This is a genomic window from Idiomarina piscisalsi (assembly GCF_003987095.1).
Classification (GTDB): Bacteria; Pseudomonadota; Gammaproteobacteria; order Enterobacterales; family Alteromonadaceae; genus Idiomarina; species Idiomarina piscisalsi.
This window is the reverse complement of record NZ_PIQA01000001.1, coordinates 220,833-240,874: the sequence shown is the minus strand read 5'-3', so window position 1 is coordinate 240,874 and position 20,042 is coordinate 220,833. Positions and strand designations below refer to the sequence as shown.

Below are 20,042 nucleotides of genomic sequence, written 5' to 3'. Positions count from 1 at the left end.
TCACTAGCGAGAGCTCGGTAAATAATGCTCAGGATTCACCGACTTACCTCTGAAACGAACCTCAAAATGCAACTTCACTTGTTTAGCACCTGAGTCGCCCATGCGAGCTATCGTTTCACCCATGTCCACCCATTCCTTTTCTTTCACCAGAATGTCCTCATTGTGGGCATAGGCTGTAATGTAATCATCGTTATGTTTCAAAATGATTAAATTACCAAAACCTCTAAGCGCACTTCCAACATAAACTACCTTACCGGCCGCCGCAGCTTTTACAGGATCGCCCCTGTCACCGGCGAAATCGAGACCTTTATTACCTCGATCTTTCAGTGAAAAACGTTCAATAACCTTACCTGTCGACGGCCATTGCCAGGCTAACTCAGCGTTACTTGGCATTGCCGTTTCAGACCTTACCCGCACCGGTTTTTGACGGTTCTGTTTGCGAGTATCGGCTTGTTTTTTCACTGTTTTTTCCGTGTCTACTTTTTGACCATACTCTTTCTTCTGAGTCTTGGCAACGGGCGTTCTTATATTATTTTGTGCGTTCTTTGCTCTTTCTTTATTACTTTGAGGTCTTTGAGTCGGTTCACTGGTGCCGGTATTTTTTGCACTGCCCACTAAGTCCAGTGTCTGCCCCGGGTAAATCGTATAAGGCCGGCTTAAGTTATTCAGGCGGGCTATATCATCGACATCCATATTGGCGCGAAAAGCAATTGAGTAAAGTGTTTCACCTTTTTGTACTTCGTACTTTTTCGCATTCAAAGAGTTGGGCTGAAAGTCACGATAGGTTTTGCCTGTATATAAGGTGTCAACGGGAGCTGGCTGAGAGCGACTGCTGCAGCCTTGCAGCACAATTGGCAGCAAGGCAAGCACTATAAGACTCTGTAACATCCCGTTTTTCAATCGCATCCCTAAACCAATTGCACCACTATGTAGGCTACTATCAATAGTATTACCAGTGACCAGCCTATTCGATCAACATATTCACGAAGTTTTACAGCCATTTTAGGGCCACCGGTTTTGAGCAACCATGCCACCAGATAAAAGCGCAACCCGCGACTAATAACCGATGCTAATAAAAACGGGAAAAATGCAATTTGCATAACACCCGCTGTCACCGTAAATAATTTATAGGGAATGGGCGAAAATCCAGCAATAAAGACAATCCAAAAGCCCCAGGTTGCAAACCAGCTTTTAACAGTGTCCAGCTTACTTTCATACCCCATAGTCTCTACAGCGGGTAAAACAACAGTTTCAAACGCCCAGAACCCAAGAAAGTAGCCCAACACTCCACCGGCAGCCGAGCTCACCGTGGTTAAAAATGCCAAGCGCCAGGCTTTGTCCGGTTGCGTCATTGCCATTGGCGCCAGCATCACATCCGGAGGAATGGGGAAAATCACCGACTCGGAAAAACTAAGTAAGGCCAAAATTGTTTTAGCCCGGGGGTGTTCAGACCAACTTAATACTTTGTCATAAAGCGCAGAAAACAGCTTCAACTGAGCTCTCCTTTAACCAAAGGTACAAACCGAACATCACCAATTTGCTGTTGTTCAACGCTATCGCCGAAACGACGAATAACCGTCAGGCTTTGTGCTTCATCCTTATCGCCAACAGGGATAATCATGACACCACCGTCGGCTAACTGTGCCACTAAGTCAGAAGGTACTTCGCTGGCGGCTGCTGTGACAATAATACCGTCAAAAGGCGCTTTACTGCTCCAGCCTTTCCAACCGTCACCATGACGCATTGACACATTATGTAGGTCTAACTGGCGTAAACGGCGCTTTGCCTGATACTGCAATTGAGCAATGCGCTCCACGCTAAACACCTTATCCACCAACTGCGCCAGTATCGCCGTTTGATAACCAGAACCCGTGCCTATTTCCAGTACATTATGACAGTTATGCTGCATGAGTAACTGAGTCATTGTCGCGACCATTAGCGGCTGCGAGATAGTCTGACCATTTCCAATAGGCAACGCCGTGTTTTCGTATGCTTTGTGTGCTAATGACTCTGGCATAAACACATGGCGCGGGGTTTCAGCAATAACCCGTAACACCTCCTGGTTAGTAATGCCCAGGTCACTCAGTTGCTGTATAAGTTTTTTGGCTCTTGCCTGTCCACTCATTGTTGTCATCATTTTTTCTGATCTAACCACTCCGTTAGCGTATCGGTATGGCGTTGTGCCGTCATGTCCAGACTTAATGGCGTAATAGACACATAACCATCATGAATTGCAGCAAAGTCGGTCTCCGGTTCATCGCTTGCATGATGTCCAATCGGGCCATACCAAAAAATCTCGTTACCGAATGGGTCACGGTCATGAACCATGGTGTCGGCGCGATGACGACGACCTAACTTGGTCACTTTTGTACCTTTCAACTTGTCGTAAGTGGTATAGGGTACATTAATGTTCAGCACGGTATCTAAACGCAGCGGCGCTTTTTCCATATCAGCGACAATATCAGCAACAACTTTTGCCGCAGTTTCATAGTAGTCGTGCCCTCGTCCCCCCATCGACACAGCAATGGATGGCAGTCCCATAAAGCGCCCTTCCATAGCGGCAGCGACGGTGCCGGAATAAAGAACATCGTCGCCCATATTTGGGCTGTCATTAATGCCCGAAACGACAATATCGACATCTTCCGCTATTGGCGAGTTCGTGCCTAAGTGAACACAATCTGTTGGCGTACCATTGACCGAGTAAAAGCCATTGTCGAGTTTGCGAATGCGCAGCGGGTTATGCAGTGTTAACGAGTTACTAGCGCCGGAACAGTTTCTGTCAGGTGCGATTACCCGTACTTCTGCAACCTCTTTGAGCGCTAAATAAAGCGCGCGAATACCCGGAGCATGTACACCGTCATCATTACTCAATAGAATCTTCATCATTTGTGTTCACCACTTATCGTCGCAATTTCAGTCAAAATCGTTGTCGCATAGGCGCCAGATGGGAGGGTAAAGCTAAGCTCAACGGTACTTTCGTCAAGTTCTTTTAGCTCTGGCTCATCGGGGGTGACTTTCCACGCACGCCGTCCCTCATCGACCCGAAGTTTAGCAAGTGCCTCTATCCAGCTCTGGTAAGGATCTAGCAGCTTGTTCTCAAAGTCAGCCGACTCACCCGCGCTCATCGACTTATTGGCAGACCCCGGCAGCGGTAACGCTATTTCAATATCCTTACTGGCAAGTCTTTGTTTAAGCTCATGGTCCCAGTGCTCAACAGTAAACATCGAGTTAGAGCCAGCTAACATCGCACAATCACCCTCTAATAACGAATCTGCGCCCAGTTGCTTGGCTCGCTCTGAAGCCATTAAATTAAATAAGAAGCTCCGTAATGCCGACAAATAAAGTCCGCGCTTCGCTTTTGACAAACGTTTTGGGCGACTGGCCATAATCCAACGCTCAGCCGCAGCTACATTGTCACCGTTGCGTCCAAAGCGCTGTTCGCCAAAGTAATTAATCGCACCGTTTTGCATGACTTGCTTCCAGCGCTCTTTCAACAAAGCCATGTCGCTAACACCGTGCAAACGAATGACAAACCGATTGCCACTATGTAAACCGCTACGCAGCTTTTTCGTTCGCCTTATGACCTTCTCAATCGTCATTTCGTCATCGTTCAACGACTGCCAGTCCAACGTATCTTTACCGGGTAGCTGTATGGAAAACCATTGCCAGGTAACCGCTTGCCGGTCTTTCAGACCGGAGTAACTGACCTGTTTTGGCGACACGCCGGCAAAACGGGCAATTTTTTCAGCACAAAAGACAGTATTGGCCCCTCGCTTTCTAACCCAAAGCCATTGATGCTCTCCGTCGTGTTCGTCTTCGACAGTCAGTTGCTCTATAACCTGAAAGTCTTCAGGGGTCGCTTTGAAATTGGCGCTCGGCTTTTCACCGGCATTGAGAGTGGTTAGCTCCTGACAATTAACCGTCTCTGGAGCAAGCATTAAAACGACTCCATCAGTACCACTGCGTGACAGGCAATACCTTCTTCACGTCCGACAAAGCCCAGCTTTTCGGTTGTGGTTGCTTTTACATTAACGTTGTCTACACAGGTTTTTAAACAGCCTGCAATGCGTGCGCGCATATCATCTATGTGCGGAGCCATTTTCGGCGCTTGAGCAACAATGGTTACGTCAATATTGCCCACCTGAAACTCTTTCTCTTGGCACAAGTTTACGGCGTGTTCCAGAAGTTGTGCGCTGTCAGCACCTTTGTATTGTTCATCGGTATCCGGGAAGTGCTTACCAATATCGCCTAATGCCATAGCCCCCAACAGTGCGTCAGTCACCGCGTGAAGAACAACATCGCCATCTGAATGTGCTTCCAGCCCCTGTGAGTGAGGAACCTCAATACCGCCTAAAATCAGCGGTTTATCAGCCCCCCACCGATGCACGTCGTAACCATGACCCACTCGAATCTTCATTGAGTTATTTCCTTACTCCGTCGTTGTAGATGCCAGCAGCCAGCTGGCAACACATTCAAAATCTTCAGGATGCGTAACTTTTACGTTTTTAAAAGCCCCTTCCACTAACACCGGTTGGTAACCCAGCCATTGCATCGCTGATGCTTCATCAGTCAGTTGTGGATTATGGGCGCCCATATGCTTAATACCATTTAACAGCGTTTGTGCCTGGAACACTTGCGGTGTCTGTGCCTGCCATAAGTGTTCACGATCAACACTTTCTTCAATGTGTGCTGCCATGCCACTCGATGTCATTGCACGTTTTAAAGAGTCACGAACCGGAATCGCTAAAATAGCACCATGCTGACTGGCTGTTCCGCTATCAATGACTCGCACTAACGCCTCTTTGGGCAAGCAAGGACGTGCAGCATCGTGAACCAGTGCATGAGTTGCTCCCTGTGCCACGGCGTACTCAACACCTCTACAAACCGACTCAGCACGAGTATCACCACCACTGATATAAGTAACGGGTTGTGCCACCTGAAATTCAGAAGCATTCGGCAAGTCGCTTGAGTCAGGATCTGACACGGCCACGATCACTTCAGTCACGCGAGGGTCAGCGCATACCGCTTCAATGCTGTACTGCAATAAGGTTTTACCGCCAACGGTTAAAAACTGTTTAGGAATATCGCTTTGCATTCGGCTGCCATGACCGGCTGCCGGTATAACCGCTTTAACGTTGCAGTGTTCGGTGGGCTCTGTACTTGTCATATCGTTATTGTGCTCTGTCCGGAACCAGACGGAAGAACACTTCGTCCTTTTTAATCATTCCCAGTTCATTGCGAGCACGCTCTTCAAGCGCATCTTCACCGTCACGCAGGTCTTCAATGTCTGCGTAAATCAGTTGATTGCGCCGTTCGAGATTTTCATTGGTTACTTTTTGGTTGCTGACTTCCTGTTGCAAACGCCAATAATCTGGCAAACTGTTTTTCCCAAACCAGAGACGGTATTGTAGTGCCAGGAATAAGGTCAACAACACGACCAGAGTCACCCGCATGCTCAGCTCCGTTGTTATTATTGTTATCATTATGAAGACTATTGCAGCGACTGAAAAGCCGTTTTCAAACATTAGCAATAAAAGAGGTTAAATTGGAGTATTTTGCCGCCGCATTAGTATTCTTTTTTGCCGCTATGCTGCAAGGCATTAGTGGTTTTGGCTCCGGCTTGCTCGCCGTTCCTATTCTGGCTTTATGGTTCCCTATTAGCGTTCTTACGCCTGCATTATCCGTTATTAACATCATTGTTGGTGCCTGGATATACTGGAAAAACCGTGAAGCCGCACGTCCATCGCAATGGAAGTGGCTGATTATATCCGGCGTTATCACGTCAATTATTGCGGGCTCCTTATTACTCGCCATTGATGACCAACTCATTAAGTTGGCACTTGGCGGCGTCATTCTAGCGGTGGCATTAGCGCTGGCCAGCGGAAAGCAGTTTCCAACTGCCGAGCACGCGCCGGGCCACATTGCGGTAGGCAGTAGCTCCGGTATTTTAAATGGCTTAATGACACTCGGCGGTCCCCCCATAGTTCTGTTTTTGGCAAACGCTCGTATTCCTAAGCAGCAGTTCAGAGCCACTTTAAGTCTGTTTTTTTGCTGTATCGCTATTGCTAACGTGTTTAATTTTTCGCGTCAGGCCATCTACGCAGAAGCACACTTTTACCTTATTTTGAGCCTATTGCCGGGCGCGCTCATTGGCGCAACAGTCGGTCACAAGCTCCAGCATCATGTTTCGGAATACCGTTTTCGTCAATTAACACTAATATTAATGATGCTGTCCGGTGTTAGTGTATTGGCTCAAAGCATTAGCTCGTAAAACGACTTGAAGGTAGCTATGACGTTAATTTATACCCGTGAAAACAAACTTTTAGTGGAAAATGCGCGTAATGTATTGCGCATGAACGGCATAGAAACCGTTATGAAAAATGAGTTTTCCAGCGGTGCGGCCGGCGACTTAGCGCCATTGGACACCTGGCCAGAGCTTTGGTTGGTTGATGACACTCAACTCCATACTGCTCAGAAACTTATTCAGCAACTGGAAGAACAGGCACGTGGTGACGACTGGCGCTGTAACCAATGTCAGGAGCTCAACGGGTCAGCTTTTGAAGTTTGTTGGAATTGTGGCGCAGCTGCGAACTAGCCGAGCGCACCTTAAAGATAATAACGAAGGAGATAACAATGAACGGATCTGAAACTTATTTACTGGCTTACTGGGGCGTTTTTGCAGCTCTGATTATTTTATTGGTTCAGTGGCTGGTCGCTAGTGGACGCAAAGCCAAACAACCAGGCGCCGTGCCGGGGAAAATTAACGAGTCACTCAGTCACAACTCATTCGTTTTTCGTGCGCACCGGACATTTATGAACTCACTTGAAAACTACCCTCTTATGCTGGGCACTACCTTTCTGGCGTTCTTTATCGGGGCAAGTGCATTCTGGACGGCGCTGCTGGTTTGGGTATTTGTGGGAGCACGCCTTATTCACATGGTGCTTTACTACGCTATTGCCACTGAAAAGAACCCAAGCCCGCGTAGCTATTTCTTTATGATTGGCCTATTCGCTAATATCGCCTTACTGGTCGTTTGCGGTTCAACACTAGCCAGCTAAGCATTCAACGTGGGCGGTATTAAATATCCGCCCACTCTCTCATCAGGTTATGAAACACTTTTGTTAACCGATCAAAGTTCTCAGACTTACCATTAGCATCAAATTCCGCTTTCAACGATTGCTCGACATCAAACAAAAGCTCTCGATGGTTAGGTTGTTTTATAACGCTTTGAATCCAGCCTATCATTGCCAGACGAGCTCCCTGGGTCACCTCATTAACCCTATGGAGGTAATGGCTTGGGTATATCAATATATCCCCTTTTCCCAGACGCCAGCTTCTCTCACTGCTGGTGTCTTCAATAACCAGTTCACCGCCCTCGAACGTATCAAGCTCTGATAAACCCAGCGTAAACGAAATGTCGGTGCGTACACCGTTCATCAGGGAGTCGTCCATGTGAGTACCATAGTACTGACCCACTTCATAACGATTAATACTACAACGAGCCACATGCTTTGGTCGCATAGCCGACTGAACCAGAGGGTTTGTGTGAAGCTTCTCTAATAATAAATCAGTTGCTGCTTTTGCTTTTTTTCCGGTCAATTGCTGGTTGTTCTTAACCTCTTTTGCAGCCCAGCCTGCCGTCGCTTTGCCGTCACCGAATTGCTCTGCCGATAAACCTGCCACCAGGCTGTCAATAACAGCTTCATCCACCGCTTTTTGAATATGAAGTATCATAGTTTTAACTTGCGAATAGTTATCATTTCTGCAAATATACACGAGTTCCGTCACTCAAAAAAGCACATAAGGTTTTTCTATGTTTGAGAAGAAAAAAGTTTGGGTTGGTGTTGGCAGCGTTTTAGCGACAACGATGGCAGCCTCAACCGCTAATGCAGCGCCTTTGACTCAGCCAAACGCTGCACCTGCGTCTTTTATGGCAGCGCCAATGGCTGAAGGCGAAATGGCTGCGCCTGAAATCGATCTAAGCACCAATGACACTGCGTTTTTAGCGCAACTGGGATTTATTCGTGGTCACCTTTGGGTTGGTATGAAGCTTTATGAGCAAGGTCATATTGAAATGGCGAAAACTCACATGAAGCACCCAGGGGATGAGCTCTACGCGGGGCTAACTGAAGCCTTTAACGACCGTGGTCAGCCTGGCTTTGCCGATGAGCTTGAAGCATTAGCTGATAGCGTTATCAACGACAACAGTAAAGACGTTGTCATGAACAATTACAAGGTACTGCTTGATGCTATCAGCGCGCACGAGCCTATCGCCGATATGACGGCAAAAGGTGTGCTGTTAAGCGTCGCTACTATGCTAATGGCAACCGCCGACGAGTACGCTGTGGGCATTCAGGAAGGTAAAGTTGCACAAGTGCATGAGTATCAAGACGCACTCGGCTTTAAAGAAATTGCGCTCAATCGCTTAGAGAGAATTAATAGCGAAGAAGCAGAAAAGGCCTCTGAAGCGATTGAAGAAACCCGCACTGTTCTGAAATCATTAACCGATCTTTGGCCGACCATTACACCAGAAGGTGAATTACAAGGTGATGCCAGCAAAATCTATGGGGCTGCATCACGCATTGAATTAGAAGCTCGTAGTATTTAAACGGGCTTATACCCCTTCGCTTACCCCTGGGTGTACCCCCTTAAATACCCCTTTTATACCCCAGGGAGTAAGCGATTATTACCTCCTCATTTCACTCGCAAAAAACCAGCAAAGCGATATTGTAAAGGCATCTTAAGTCAGTCACTGAGGTGTCATTATGAACATTCAATCCACTTTAAAAATAGCTGTAATCGCAGCCTCTGTTGTCGCATTCTTCTTCGCGCAACCTGCTGAAGCTGCAGACGGAAAAAATGCCTACAAAAAATACTGTCAAGCATGCCACCAACCAGCGGGTAAAGGGCTGGCAGGCGTATTCCCGCCACTTGCGGATAACCCAAATATTAAAGACCAACCCGATTACATCGCCCAAACCATTGTAAAAGGTAAATCGGGTGCGGTCACTGTCAACGGCACTACTTACAACGGCTCAATGCCTCCCATGGCGTATCTCAAAGATGCTGACATTGCGGCCATTGTTAACTACGTCAACACCGAATTAGCTAACGGCAGCAGCACAATTGAAGCAGACGCTGTCGCAGGCTCTCGTTAATTTTAAATATCATATAAACAAGGAAGAGCAGTTATGAAATCTCTCAGTCTCTCAGTTATTAGCGCGTCTATTCTAGCAGCCGCAGCCTCTGTTTCAGCCCCTATTGCTTTCGCTGACACTGAACTTAAGCACGACAGCGAATATGTCATTGACGGCAAAGTTTATGGTTTACCTGAAGCTAAGGTCTATCGCGAAGACTACAGCGGCCCCGCAGTTGTTGGTGACTACCTGACTCAAGTGCCTAATTTGGCGAAACTCGATTACGAAGGTAACAAAACACACAATGTGCGAATGGATGTATTTTCGCAAAAAGTCGAAGTAGCGCCGGGAGTCAGCTATTCAGCATGGACATTCGGTGGCTCCGTTCCAGGCCCGGTTTTACACGTACGAGAAGGTGACCGCGTTATTTTCAAAATGAAGAACCGCTCTGACGAAGAAGTGACTATTACTAAGCCAGTCAAAAATGGCTCGCCATTCTTGCAGCAGGTTCAGGCAAATACTTATCAGAACAACCAGCCTGTCGTTAACCCAATGCCTCACTCAATGGACTTCCACAGTGGAACTGTCGCAGCTGAAGACAAATGGCGCACTATTTCACCAGGCGAAACTATTGAGTTTGAATGGATTGCCAACTATGCCGGTACTTACATGTACCACTGCGGTACTTCCAGCGTGTTAATGCACACTGCAATGGGTCAGTACGGCGCGGTCGTTGTATCACCTAAAGACGGTTATCCAACTGACGCAGACAAAGAGTACGTGTTGGTTCAGTCCGAGCACTACTTGGAAGAAGTGGGTGATGGAGAGTTTATTTACAACCACGACGCTGCGCTTAATCGCCAACCTAGTCACGTTACTTTTAATGGTCACGTCGGTGCACTGAGTGACTCACCATTACGTGCTGATGAAGGCGACCGTGTGCGCTTACACGTATTAAACGCAGGACCTTCAGGCACTTCAAGCTTCCACGTTATTGGCGCTATCTTCGACCGAGTTTGGTACGAAGGCGACCCGCGTAACGAGTGGTACGGCATGCAGACTGTTCTGCTGGGCGCCAGCAACAGCGCAACTATAGACTTCATTGTGCCGGAAGAAGGCATTTACAAGCTGGTTGATCATGAGTTTGCTGACGCAGAGCTTGGCGCGGCCGGCGCACTTATTGCCGGCCCACGTAAAGACAAATAAGGAGACGGTTATGGTTAAGTGGCTTGGAGTTGCGGGACTTATGTTCTCGACGCTAACAGCGTCACCGCTAGTACTCTCAGACCCAGTCCGTATTAACGGTGGCGAGTTTGAACCTCCAGTTCTGTTGGACAAGGAACGTCTTAGCATCGAAATTAATAGTTTCATGCTTGACGCAACTCCGGTCACTAACCAACTTTTTCTCGACTTTGTTAAAAGTCACCCTAAATGGCAGCGAGATAACATCGCTGCCCTGTTTCACGACGGAAATTACTTAAAGCACTGGCCGCAAAACAACGCCTACCCTGACGGTCAAGCTGACCATCCGGTAACCTATGTGTCTTGGTTTGCTGCACGCGAGTATTGTGCCGCAAAAGGCGGTCGTTTGCCCAGCCTCAATGAATGGGAATACGCTTCCGTTCAGTATCGTCAGCAACAAAACATAAGCGACGATGATTACGCGCGCAATTTGTTTGCTTGGTACAGCCAGCCTAAAAGCGACGAACAAAGGGTGAACGTTAATGCCACTGAACTCAGCCACATGTATGACCGGGTCAACGAATGGGTGGAAGACTACCAGTTGTTGTTAACTAACGGCGATGACGTTGATTTATTGTCAGGCTCTTGTGGCGACGGGGCTCGCTTCTTATCGAGCTTTACCAAAGCGAATTACGCCACGTTCTTTCGGTATCAATCTCGTAGCGACTACGCACCTCAGAGCTCAACCAGCACCATGGGTTTTCGCTGCGCTTACGACATTTCTTCTGACACTATTGCCAGTAACGGAGACCAATTATGAATAATCTATTAAAACCAGCCGCTTATGTCGCATTGGTCCTATCAAGCGCCCTGCTCGTATTGGCTCCGACTTTAGCACAAGACCATTCCCAGCATAAGTCAGGGCATGAGAATCATGCGAATCATAAAAATCACACCAGCATGGACGCCGCAAAAATATCGCATTCTTCGTCGGTTTATCAGGTTGATGCGCACTGGATAACACACAAAGGTGAGCATATGACACTCGCTGACTTACAAGGTCAGCCGGTCATTGTCTCAATGATATACGGCAGCTGCACCACAGCCTGTCCAGTTCTTGTCAATGACGCTAAGCGTCTTTACAGCAGTTTAAGTGACGAAGCCAAAAAGCAGGTTAAGTTGGTCATGGTCAGCTTCGACAACTCTCGCGACACACCGAAAGCTTTGGCTGATTATGTTAAGCAGTACAATCTAAACAGCGATAGTTGGGTCTTTTTACATGGTGAAGACCAGGACATTCGGACCTTAGCGACTGTCCTTGGGGTTCGCTACAGAAAGCGTCCTGACGGCGACTTCGACCATAGTAATTTAATTACCGTTTTGGACAAAAACGGTGTTATTGAACACCGCGTTGAAGGCTTAGGGCAGCCAATGGATAAAGCCGCAAAAGTCGTTGATACATTGATACAGCAGTAACAGTTCACGCATTCACTGTTGCAATAGGCTGAGTAATTTGTTCCACTAAAAAAGAATCTTGTCGGAGTGCCTCGTTACTCAAAAAGTAACAGGCTGAGACCGCAAAAAGCGGGATCCGTTGAACCTGATCAGGCTAATACCTGCGAAGGGAACAAGAGAGCAACCGCCAGGGGTTCTCCCTTTTTCAGTGCGGTTGTTCCTTTCAACACTCCTGACAAGCATCTCTAAACCCTGTTATTTTTAGCTGGAGAGAATGCTATGTCATCAACAAACCGTCAAAACCGCCAACAGGCAGAGTCCTTTTTATCGTCTGTTTCAGGCCGCTATTTCCCTAACTCTACGCGCGAATTTATTCAAGGCAGCCAGCCTGACATTCATGTGCCATTTCGTCGTATTCATCTAAGCGAAACTCTGCATCAACCTACACCAGGAGTAAAGCCACCGCCGAACTTACCTGTCGACGTATACGATACATCCAGTGTTTATGGTGATCCTAACTCTGTTATTGATGTAAACACCGGCTTAAAGCCGCTGCGCTCAGGCTGGATACGTGAAAGAGCGAAAAGCACCAATAAATGCGGTGTGACACAGTTAGCATACGCCCGCCGCGGTATTGTCACTCCAGAAATGGAGTTTATTGCTTTGCGGGAAAACATGGGACGGGAACATTTAGACAACCCGGTAACCCCGGAATTTGTTCGCGATGAAGTTGCCCAAGGTCGCGCCATTATTCCGGCGAATGTGAACCACCCGGAGTCTGAGCCGATGATTATCGGTCGTAACTTTTTGGTGAAAGTGAACGCCAATATCGGCAACTCGTCAGTTAGTTCTTCCATTGAAGAGGAAGTGGAAAAACTTATTTGGGCAACACGCTGGGGGGCCGATACTGTCATGGATTTATCTACGGGTCGTAATATTCACCAAACTCGTGAGTGGATCCTCCGAAACAGCCCGGTTCCCATTGGTACTGTTCCTATCTATCAAGCATTGGAGCGCGTTAATGGTATTGCTGAAGACTTAACCTGGCCGGTATTTAAGGACATCCTTTTAGAGCAAGCCGAACAAGGTGTTGACTACTTCACCATTCATGCCGGCGTACTTCATGACTTTATTGAGCTGACGGCTAACCGGGTGACTGGGATTGTCTCACGCGGTGGTTCAATTATGGCCAAATGGTGCATGGCACACCGTCAGGAAAGCTTCCTTTACGAGCACTTCCGCGATATTTGTGAAATATGCGCAAAATATGACGTATCGCTGTCGCTGGGTGACGGCTTACGCCCAGGTTCCATTGCCGATGCCAATGACGACGCCCAGTTTGCTGAGCTACGTGTTTTAGGTGAACTGACTAAAATAGCCTGGGAATATGACGTGCAAGTCATGATTGAAGGCCCTGGCCATGTACCCATGCACAAAATTAAAGAGAACATGGACGAACAGCTTAAGCATTGCCATGAAGCACCTTTCTATACACTGGGACCATTAACTACTGACATTGCCCCCGGTTATGATCATATTACCTCCGGAATTGGTGCCGCCATGATAGGCGCCTTTGGCTGCGCCATGTTGTGCTACGTCACGCCTAAAGAACATTTAGGACTACCCAACAAAGAAGATGTTAAACAAGGACTCATTGCTTACAAAATTGCAGCGCATGCGGCTGACCTGGCAAAAGGACACCCAGGCGCTCAAGCAAGGGACGATGCTATGTCCAAAGCCCGCTTTGAGTTTCGCTGGGAGGACCAATTTAACCTGGCATTAGACCCGGTAACCGCGCGCAATTATCACGATGAAACTTTGCCACAGGAGTCCAATAAAACGGCGCAGTTCTGCTCTATGTGCGGACCTAAATTCTGCTCCATGAAAATTTCTCACGAGGTTAGGCAGTACTCAGGGTATTTAGCAAATGAGCGCATCGATGTCACCTTTAAAGATGCCACGGCTGACGAAGTTGGAGCGGAGTCATGACTGACGCACCTTCTGAAAGGCCTGTGGTATGGACTATCGCAGGCTCTGACAGCGGCGGTGGCGCCGGCATTCAGGCCGACTTAAATACGTTTAGAAGCTTTAGCTGTCATGGTTGCAGCGTCATTACTACCGTCACGGCACAAAATTCTGTAGAAGTAATGGGTTTGTATGAGCTAAGCGGCAATGCGATTGAAAAGCAACTCAATTGCTTACTTAACGACTTGCCACCAGCGGCCATTAAAATTGGGTTACTCAGCAACCATGAACAATTAGATGTGGTTGTCGAGTTTCTACAACGATGGCCAGACACCGTGAAACGCCCTTTTGTGGTGTGGGATCCGGTTATGATCACCACCCAAAATGATACCTTATCAACGCTAACGCTCGCACAAAGCCACAGACTATTAGCGCTAGTCGATTTAATCACGCCGAATACTGACGAACTGTCGTGGTTAGCCGGCACCGAGGTGAGCGATAAAATAAGTGCGTTGAACGCAGTGTCTGAAGTTATTAAAAAAGGAGCGAACAGTGTTCTGGTAACCGGTGTTGAAACTGAGCAATACGGTAAAAATAAGATAGTCGATATTTACCTGTCTAAACGCCCTCTTCTCGATGAGCCGTATCTTGTTTACTCGCAAGAGAAAGTCGCTACCAATAATAACCACGGTACCGGCTGCACGCTTTCGTCGGCAATTGCCGCGGCCTCAGCGCAGGGGTACCCGACAGAAGACGCAATCACACTGGCTAATGCCTATGTTCATCAAGGTTTATTGAGGGCAAGCGGAATTGGTAAAGGCCCGGGTCCTGTTGCCCATACACTTTGGCCAAACAACCTAAAACACTTTCCGCATATAGAGGCTACTAACCTGCCAGCGCCAACGTCAGCATTTCCAAAACTCAATAAGTCACCGGGTCTATATCCCGTTGTCGACTCTTTCAAATGGGTGCAGCACTTATTGCAGCTTGGCGTTAGAACACTGCAGTTAAGAATAAAAGGCAAACCTTCAGACTCTATAGAGCTGGAGATAAAGCGCAGTATTGAACTGGCGCGGTCATATCAGGCACAACTCTTTATTAATGACCATTGGCAGCTTGCCATAAAACACGGTGCCTACGGCGTTCACCTGGGTCAGGAAGATTTACAAACGGCTGACTTGCAAGCGCTTCATTCATACGGCCTTCGACTGGGTATTTCCACTCACAGTTACACCGAAATACTCATCGCTTTGCGATATACGCCCTCTTACATAGCATTAGGGCATATTTTTGCAACGCAAACCAAAGAGATGCCGTCAAAACCACAAGGACTGGAGCGTTTAGCACGTTATGTCGCTTTATTAAAACCGACCGGTATACCTACGGTCGCTATCGGTGGTATCTCAAAAGAGCGCATTGCGAAAGTCAAACAAACCGGTGTTAACGGCATTGCTTTAGTTAGCGCCATTACAAAAGCCGCGAACACGGAAGCCGCCATTAACGAGCTTCATCAAGAGCTGGAGGCTGCCCATGTTGACTGATCAACAAGCTTTGCGCTACAGCAGCAACCTACTTATTGACTCTATTGGAGAAAACGGACAGCAACGTTTACTGGACAGCCAAGTTCTCATTATTGGGCTTGGAGGTTTAGGCACTCCTGCCAGTCAATATCTGGCGTCATCTGGCGTCGGCCAGCTCACGTTAATGGATCACGACCAAGTCTCACTGAGTAACCTACAGCGGCAAACCTTATACGGTAGTAATGATGTTGGCTCGCTCAAGGTGACTCAGGCTGCACAGCGCCTAAGCGAGATTAACCCAGACGTCGACATTACGGCGTTATCGCAGGCTGCTTCTGAGGACACACTAAGAGACCACATTGGCACATCTGATATCGTGCTCGACTGCACCGATAATCGCGACACTCGATACCTTATTAACCGTTACTGTTACTGGCTTAACAAGCCACTTATCAGCGGTGCAGCACGAGGTTTCAACGGGCAAGTATTGGCATTAAAGCCAAGCGCCGACCATGGTTGTTATCAGTGTCTGTATCCGACCTCGGTTAAAGAGCCGCTTAACTGCACTAATGCCGGCATTGCCGCTCCTATCGTTGGCATTATAGGAGCCATGCAGGCTCTACTCGCCATTCAATACTTAACACAACACCATTTACCCTGGGGACGACTGCAGTCTTTTGATGGTCTTATTCACCAATGGCAGCAAGCCGAGTTGCCAAAATCTACAACATGCCCAATTTGCGGAGGTGAGCATGCAAATAACCGTTAATGGCAAACCTGAAACAGTCAACAACTCGCTGCGTTTATCTGAGTTTTTTGAGCATCAACAAATCAATACTGCAGCTATTGCTGTTGCCGTCAACGGCGTTGTTATCCATCGTGAGAATTGGCATGAACATAGGCTGAATCACAATGACTCACTGACAGTTATTCAAGCGGTTGCAGGAGGCTAACGATGTTCACTGTTGCAGATAAAAACTTTAGCTCCAGGTTGTTCATTGGCAGCGGCAAATACAGTAGCGCAGATATAATGAAAGCCTCTATTCATGCGTCAGGCAGTGAGCTGATTACACTGGCCTTAAAGCGCGTCGACTTTAACCAGCCGACAGATGATATTGTCACGCCGATTAAAGAGTTGGGGCTCAGTTTATTACCTAACACCTCCGGTGCAAGAACAGCTGACGAAGCCATTTACGCTGCCCGGCTGGCTCGTGAGGCACTGCAAACCAATTGGTTAAAGCTGGAGATACATCCTGATCCCAATTACCTTCTGCCCGACCCTATCGAAACATTAAAAGCTGCCGAGCAGCTGGTTAAAGAAGGCTTTATTGTTATGCCCTACTGTGGCGCCGATCCAGTATTGTGCAAACGTTTGGAAGAAGTGGGCTGCGCAGCGGTAATGCCACTGGGCTCACCTATTGGATCAAACAAAGGCCTTATTACCCGTGACTTCCTGCACATTATTGTCGAGCAAGCATCGATCCCTGTTGTGGTGGATGCTGGTATTGGTGCTCCCAGCCACGCTGCTGAAGCCATGGAAATGGGAGCTGACGCCGTGCTGGTTAATACCGCCATTGCAACAGCACATGACCCGGTAGCAATGGCAAATGCATTTCGCCAGAGCGTTTGTGCAGGCAGAATAGCTTTTGAAGCGGGTCTCTCAGGTATAAGACCCAGTACTCGCGACAGCTCAATGAATGCCAGTGCTTCAAGTCCACTGACCGAATTTCTAGAGGGCTTATGAGTAAGAGTTTTTATGATCTTTGGCAGCAACTTAGCTGGGATGACATTAGGCTTAAGCTTTACAGCACAAGTGCCACCGATGTCGAGCGTGCGTTGAGTAGAAGCACGCTGACCAGCGACGACTTTATGGCGTTGTTATCACCGGCAGCAGAGAGCTACCTTCCTGCTTTAGCTGAACGCTCACGCATGCTAACGCGACAACGCTTCGGAAATACGTTACAGCTCTTTATTCCGTTGTATCTGTCGAATTTGTGCGCCAACGATTGCAGCTACTGCGGTTTTTCAATGAGCAACCGCTTAAAAAGAAAAACCCTGTCACTGGATGAAATTGAGCGGGAGTGCCGCGCGATAAAAGCAAAGGGCTTTGACACGGTTCTTATTGTTACCGGAGAGCACGAAACCAAAGTCGGTATTCATTACTTTCAGCAAGCTATGCCAATTATAAAACGCTATTTTAGTTACGTGATGTTTGAAGTTCAGCCGCTGTCTTCTGATGAATACAACCAGCTTCGGCAACACGGTTTAGACGCAGTAATGGTGTACCAGGAAACCTATAACTCCCTAACCTACGCTCAACACCATTTGAAAGGCAAAAAACGGGACTTCCGTTGGCGCCTTGAAACACCGGATAGGCTCGGTGCATGCGGCATGGATAAAATAGGTCTTGGGTCGCTGATTGGACTGGAAGACTGGCGTATCGACAGTACCTTCACGGCAATACACCTCGACTATATGCGCAAACGTTACTGGCGCAGTCGATACTCGTTGTCATTTCCACGTTTACGGCCCTGTACCGGCGGCGTTGCAGGCAGCAGGGACATGACGAACAAGCAACTCGTACAACTTATTTGCGCATACCGCCTAAGGTTTCCCGACGTGGAGCTCAGCTTGTCAACCCGTGAGGAACAAAGTTTAAGAGACGGCCTGTTCAGTTTAGGTGTTACCTCGGTCAGCGCTGAGTCTAAAACGCAGCCAGGCGGGTATGCCAACGAGAAAGAAGAGCTGGAGCAGTTTTCGATAGATGATGACCGTTCAGTCAATGAGGTGGCCGAAGCCATAAAAGCAAAAGGGTTACAGCCTGTCTGGACCGACTGGCTTAATGAGCTATCCGCAAAGCCACCTGAAACTTTTTCCAGTCCAGAGTAGCAACTAATAATAGCTCGCGCAGAGTGAGAGTGCGCGGGTTAATTCGACCTTTGTGATTCCACTGATGCCCACAACAGGCTGCTGTCATAACTCGCTTATTGGGCTTGAGTAACGTATCTTCTTCATGCTCGCCCTGCCCGGCAAAGTCTAACCAGCCTCGGTAGTTCAACCGCAAACGCTGCTTGTCTGTATCCACTCTATCAATGCTGTCGAGCATGATAGTCGTAAATTCCGGAGTTTTATAAAGTACCGGCACCACCAGACCTAACGCGGCATGCTTTGAGAACCAGGAAATTTGCTTTTCTGCTGAGGTACCCGATGAAGGTACTTTCGTTGGCTGAGGAGCTTGCCAACTGGCATTTTGAACGTCCAGCTTTAGCAGAGACTGCTTAGCGGCATTCAAACAACCATGAGCGGCATGACGTATATAGTGAGGTAAGCTGGCTAAGCGACGCTGCAATGCAGCGACCGGCATGTCATCGACTTGCGACAGTTGCTGCAATTCGCGTTCATACAGCGCTGAGCACAGCTCGGCAAAATCGCCTTGCTGTGCCAGCGGCTGAAATATGTCAGCCTGTTGATTAGCCAGCGTTGACTTCCTGTCGTCCGCGGTAAGGCGCTTGGCCATTCAAATCGCCCTCTATACGCAATAGTTGGTTGTACTTAGCAACTCGGTCAGAGCGGCACAGTGAACCAGTTTTAATTTGCCCGGCGGCTGTACCCACTGCTAAGTCTGCAATGGTGGCGTCTTCGGTTTCACCTGAACGGTGAGAAATAACCGCTGTGTATCCAGCTTCACGCGCCATTGCAATCGCTGCTAAGGTTTCTGTCAGGCTACCAATCTGATTAAACTTAATCAAAATTGAATTAGCAATCGACTTGTCGATGCCTTCTTTCAGAATACGCGTATTAGTCACAAACAGGTCATCACCCACCAGCTGAACTTTGCTGCCCAACTTTTCGGTTAATATTTTCCAGCCATCCCAGTCGCTTTCGTCCAGACCATCTTCAATAGAAATAATTGGGTAACGGTCACAAAGCTCTGCCAGATAGTCGGCAAACTCTTCCGCAGTAAATGACTTGCCTTCACCTGACAACTCATATTTTCCATCACGGTAAAATTCAGAGGCTGCGCAGTCTAATGCCAGCGTAATGTCGCTGCCCATTTTGTAGCCCGCGTTTTCAACCGCTTCAACAATAACCTGCAAGGCTTCTTCATTAGACGCTAGGTTTGGTGCAAAGCCACCTTCGTCACCCACGGCGGTGCTCAAACCACGCTTCTGTAGAACCTTTTTCAGAGCATGAAACACTTCAGCGCCCATACGCAGACCTTCTTTAAAGCTGTCAGCGCCAACCGGCTGGATCATAAACTCCTGAATGTCGACGTTATTGTCAGCGTGCTCACCACCATTAAGAATATTCATCATAGGCAGAGGCATGCTGTATTTACCACTGGTGTTGTTCAGGTTCGCAATGTGCTCATAAAGCTCAACGCCCTGACTCAAAGCTGCGGCTTTAGCAACTGCCAGAGACACTGCCAGAATTGCGTTCGCGCCCAGTTTCTCTTTATTGTCAGTGCCGTCTAACTTCAACATAATGTTGTCGATAGCGTCCTGGCTGTCAGCATCTTTGCCCATTAAAGCTTCAGCAATAGCGCCATTAATATTAGCAACAGCGGTTTGTACGCCTTTACCGAGGTAACGCGACTTGTCGCCGTCACGCAGCTCTAACGCCTCACGTGAACCAGTTGACGCACCGCTTGGTGCTGCGGCACGACCCATGTGACCAGATTCTAAATAAACATCGGCTTCTACGGTTGGGTTACCGCGAGAATCCATAATTTCGCGACCAACAACTTTAACAATCTTGCTCATGCTTCAATCCTGTTTAATG

The 20,042-nt window shown here is 47.9% G+C and carries 25 protein-coding genes and 1 riboswitch; of the genes, 14 read left to right on the top strand and 11 right to left on the bottom strand.

From position 1 onward, the window contains the following. Positions 1-3: 3 nt before the first annotated feature. From CWI73_RS01245 to ftsB, 8 genes are read right to left on the bottom strand one after another with little or no spacing between them, the layout of a single operon-like run. Positions 4-888, bottom strand: a complete 885-nt coding sequence (locus tag CWI73_RS01245; RefSeq protein WP_198675134.1) for a peptidoglycan DD-metalloendopeptidase family protein — start codon at positions 886-888, stop codon at positions 4-6. 20 nt (positions 889-908) lie between these two features. Then, the gene (locus tag CWI73_RS01240) at positions 909-1,493 is read right to left on the bottom strand and encodes a YqaA family protein (protein WP_053953523.1); all 585 of its coding nucleotides are present in this window, start codon (positions 1,491-1,493) and stop codon (positions 909-911) included. Beyond that, on the bottom strand, positions 1,490-2,125 hold the full coding sequence (locus CWI73_RS01235) for a protein-L-isoaspartate(D-aspartate) O-methyltransferase (protein WP_380299074.1): 636 nt from the start codon (positions 2,123-2,125) through the stop codon (positions 1,490-1,492). The genes CWI73_RS01240 and CWI73_RS01235 overlap by 4 nt, the downstream gene beginning before the upstream one ends. 8 nt (positions 2,126-2,133) lie before the next feature. After that, positions 2,134-2,886, bottom strand: coding sequence for a 5'/3'-nucleotidase SurE (gene surE, locus CWI73_RS01230; protein ID WP_126751191.1), 753 nt, complete (start codon positions 2,884-2,886; stop codon positions 2,134-2,136). Beyond that, the gene (truD, locus tag CWI73_RS01225; RefSeq protein WP_126751190.1) at positions 2,883-3,938 is read right to left on the bottom strand and encodes a tRNA pseudouridine(13) synthase TruD; all 1,056 of its coding nucleotides are present in this window, start codon (positions 3,936-3,938) and stop codon (positions 2,883-2,885) included. The genes surE and truD overlap by 4 nt, the downstream gene beginning before the upstream one ends. Next, positions 3,938-4,417 carry a 2-C-methyl-D-erythritol 2,4-cyclodiphosphate synthase gene (ispF, locus tag CWI73_RS01220; RefSeq protein WP_126751189.1) on the bottom strand — a complete coding sequence of 160 codons (480 nt, stop codon included), beginning with the start codon at positions 4,415-4,417 and terminating at the stop codon, positions 3,938-3,940. Before ispF ends, truD begins: the two co-directional genes overlap by 1 nt. 12 nt (positions 4,418-4,429) lie before the next feature. Continuing rightward, complete coding sequence (ispD, locus tag CWI73_RS01215; protein ID WP_126751188.1) at positions 4,430-5,167, bottom strand: 2-C-methyl-D-erythritol 4-phosphate cytidylyltransferase; 738 nt, start codon at positions 5,165-5,167, stop codon at positions 4,430-4,432. A gap of 4 nt (positions 5,168-5,171) precedes the next feature. After that, entirely contained in the window at positions 5,172-5,453 is a 282-nt protein-coding gene (gene ftsB / locus CWI73_RS01210) for a cell division protein FtsB (protein ID WP_053953517.1), read from the bottom strand. 41 nt (positions 5,454-5,494) lie between these two features. Between ftsB and CWI73_RS01205 the strand changes: the two genes are divergently transcribed. Genes CWI73_RS01205 through CWI73_RS01195 form a run of 3 tightly spaced genes read left to right on the top strand, consistent with a single transcriptional unit; the run spans position 5,495 to position 7,059 of the window. Then, on the top strand, positions 5,495-6,271 hold the full coding sequence (locus CWI73_RS01205; protein ID WP_241968801.1) for a sulfite exporter TauE/SafE family protein: 777 nt from the start codon (positions 5,495-5,497) through the stop codon (positions 6,269-6,271). 18 nt (positions 6,272-6,289) lie between these two features. Further along, positions 6,290-6,595: a putative signal transducing protein gene (locus CWI73_RS01200; protein WP_126751186.1), complete on the top strand. Its 306-nt coding sequence runs from the start codon at positions 6,290-6,292 to the stop codon at positions 6,593-6,595. Between the two features lie 38 nt (positions 6,596-6,633). Next, a complete protein-coding gene (locus CWI73_RS01195) occupies positions 6,634-7,059 on the top strand; it encodes an MAPEG family protein (RefSeq protein WP_126751185.1) in 426 nt (141 codons plus the stop codon). Between the two features lie 19 nt (positions 7,060-7,078). On the opposite strand, the gene CWI73_RS01190 is transcribed toward CWI73_RS01195, so the two are convergent. Continuing rightward, entirely contained in the window at positions 7,079-7,735 is a 657-nt protein-coding gene (locus CWI73_RS01190; protein ID WP_126751184.1) for a Fe2+-dependent dioxygenase, read from the bottom strand. Positions 7,736-7,814: 79 nt separating this feature from the next. Here CWI73_RS01190 and CWI73_RS01185 point away from each other — a divergent pair, with 79 nt between their 5' ends. The 11 genes from CWI73_RS01185 to thiH all read left to right on the top strand — a co-directional run bounded on the left by CWI73_RS01185 (position 7,815) and on the right by thiH (position 18,149). Continuing rightward, the gene (locus CWI73_RS01185; protein WP_126751183.1) at positions 7,815-8,609 is read left to right on the top strand and encodes a hypothetical protein; all 795 of its coding nucleotides are present in this window, start codon (positions 7,815-7,817) and stop codon (positions 8,607-8,609) included. A 157-nt stretch (positions 8,610-8,766) separates the two neighbouring features. Continuing rightward, positions 8,767-9,159, top strand: coding sequence for a c-type cytochrome (locus CWI73_RS01180; RefSeq protein WP_126751182.1), 393 nt, complete (start codon positions 8,767-8,769; stop codon positions 9,157-9,159). A 33-nt stretch (positions 9,160-9,192) separates the two neighbouring features. Next, positions 9,193-10,344, top strand: a complete 1,152-nt coding sequence (locus CWI73_RS01175; RefSeq protein WP_126751181.1) for a multicopper oxidase domain-containing protein — start codon at positions 9,193-9,195, stop codon at positions 10,342-10,344. Positions 10,345-10,354: 10 nt separating this feature from the next. After that, complete coding sequence (locus CWI73_RS01170) at positions 10,355-11,140, top strand: formylglycine-generating enzyme family protein (RefSeq protein ID WP_126751180.1); 786 nt, start codon at positions 10,355-10,357, stop codon at positions 11,138-11,140. Next, complete coding sequence (locus CWI73_RS01165; protein WP_126751179.1) at positions 11,137-11,796, top strand: SCO family protein; 660 nt, start codon at positions 11,137-11,139, stop codon at positions 11,794-11,796. The genes CWI73_RS01170 and CWI73_RS01165 overlap by 4 nt, the downstream gene beginning before the upstream one ends. A 52-nt stretch (positions 11,797-11,848) precedes the next feature. Next, positions 11,849-11,964, top strand: a riboswitch (TPP riboswitch). Between the two features lie 90 nt (positions 11,965-12,054). After that, positions 12,055-13,764, top strand: coding sequence for a phosphomethylpyrimidine synthase ThiC (gene thiC / locus CWI73_RS01160; protein ID WP_126751178.1), 1,710 nt, complete (start codon positions 12,055-12,057; stop codon positions 13,762-13,764). Next, positions 13,761-15,281, top strand: a complete 1,521-nt coding sequence (gene thiE / locus CWI73_RS01155) for a thiamine phosphate synthase (RefSeq protein ID WP_126751177.1) — start codon at positions 13,761-13,763, stop codon at positions 15,279-15,281. The genes thiC and thiE overlap by 4 nt, the downstream gene beginning before the upstream one ends. Then, positions 15,271-16,029 (top strand): HesA/MoeB/ThiF family protein, encoded by a 759-nt coding sequence (locus CWI73_RS01150; RefSeq protein WP_126751176.1) that lies wholly within the window; start codon positions 15,271-15,273, stop codon positions 16,027-16,029. The genes thiE and CWI73_RS01150 overlap by 11 nt, the downstream gene beginning before the upstream one ends. Continuing rightward, positions 16,013-16,213, top strand: a complete 201-nt coding sequence (thiS, locus tag CWI73_RS01145; protein WP_157980618.1) for a sulfur carrier protein ThiS — start codon at positions 16,013-16,015, stop codon at positions 16,211-16,213. The genes CWI73_RS01150 and thiS overlap by 17 nt, the downstream gene beginning before the upstream one ends. 2 nt (positions 16,214-16,215) lie before the next feature. After that, entirely contained in the window at positions 16,216-17,004 is a 789-nt protein-coding gene (locus CWI73_RS01140) for a thiazole synthase (protein ID WP_126751174.1), read from the top strand. Continuing rightward, complete coding sequence (gene thiH / locus CWI73_RS01135; RefSeq protein WP_126751173.1) at positions 17,001-18,149, top strand: 2-iminoacetate synthase ThiH; 1,149 nt, start codon at positions 17,001-17,003, stop codon at positions 18,147-18,149. The genes CWI73_RS01140 and thiH overlap by 4 nt, the downstream gene beginning before the upstream one ends. On the opposite strand, the gene CWI73_RS01130 is transcribed toward thiH, so the two are convergent. Both CWI73_RS01130 and eno read right to left on the bottom strand, forming a co-directional pair. Further along, a complete protein-coding gene (locus tag CWI73_RS01130) occupies positions 18,100-18,777 on the bottom strand; it encodes a hypothetical protein (protein ID WP_126751172.1) in 678 nt (225 codons plus the stop codon). The two genes, thiH and CWI73_RS01130, sit on opposite strands and share 50 nt — an antisense overlap. Beyond that, positions 18,731-20,023 (bottom strand): phosphopyruvate hydratase, encoded by a 1,293-nt coding sequence (gene eno / locus CWI73_RS01125; protein ID WP_126751171.1) that lies wholly within the window; start codon positions 20,021-20,023, stop codon positions 18,731-18,733. Before eno ends, CWI73_RS01130 begins: the two co-directional genes overlap by 47 nt. Positions 20,024-20,042 lie beyond the last annotated feature (19 nt).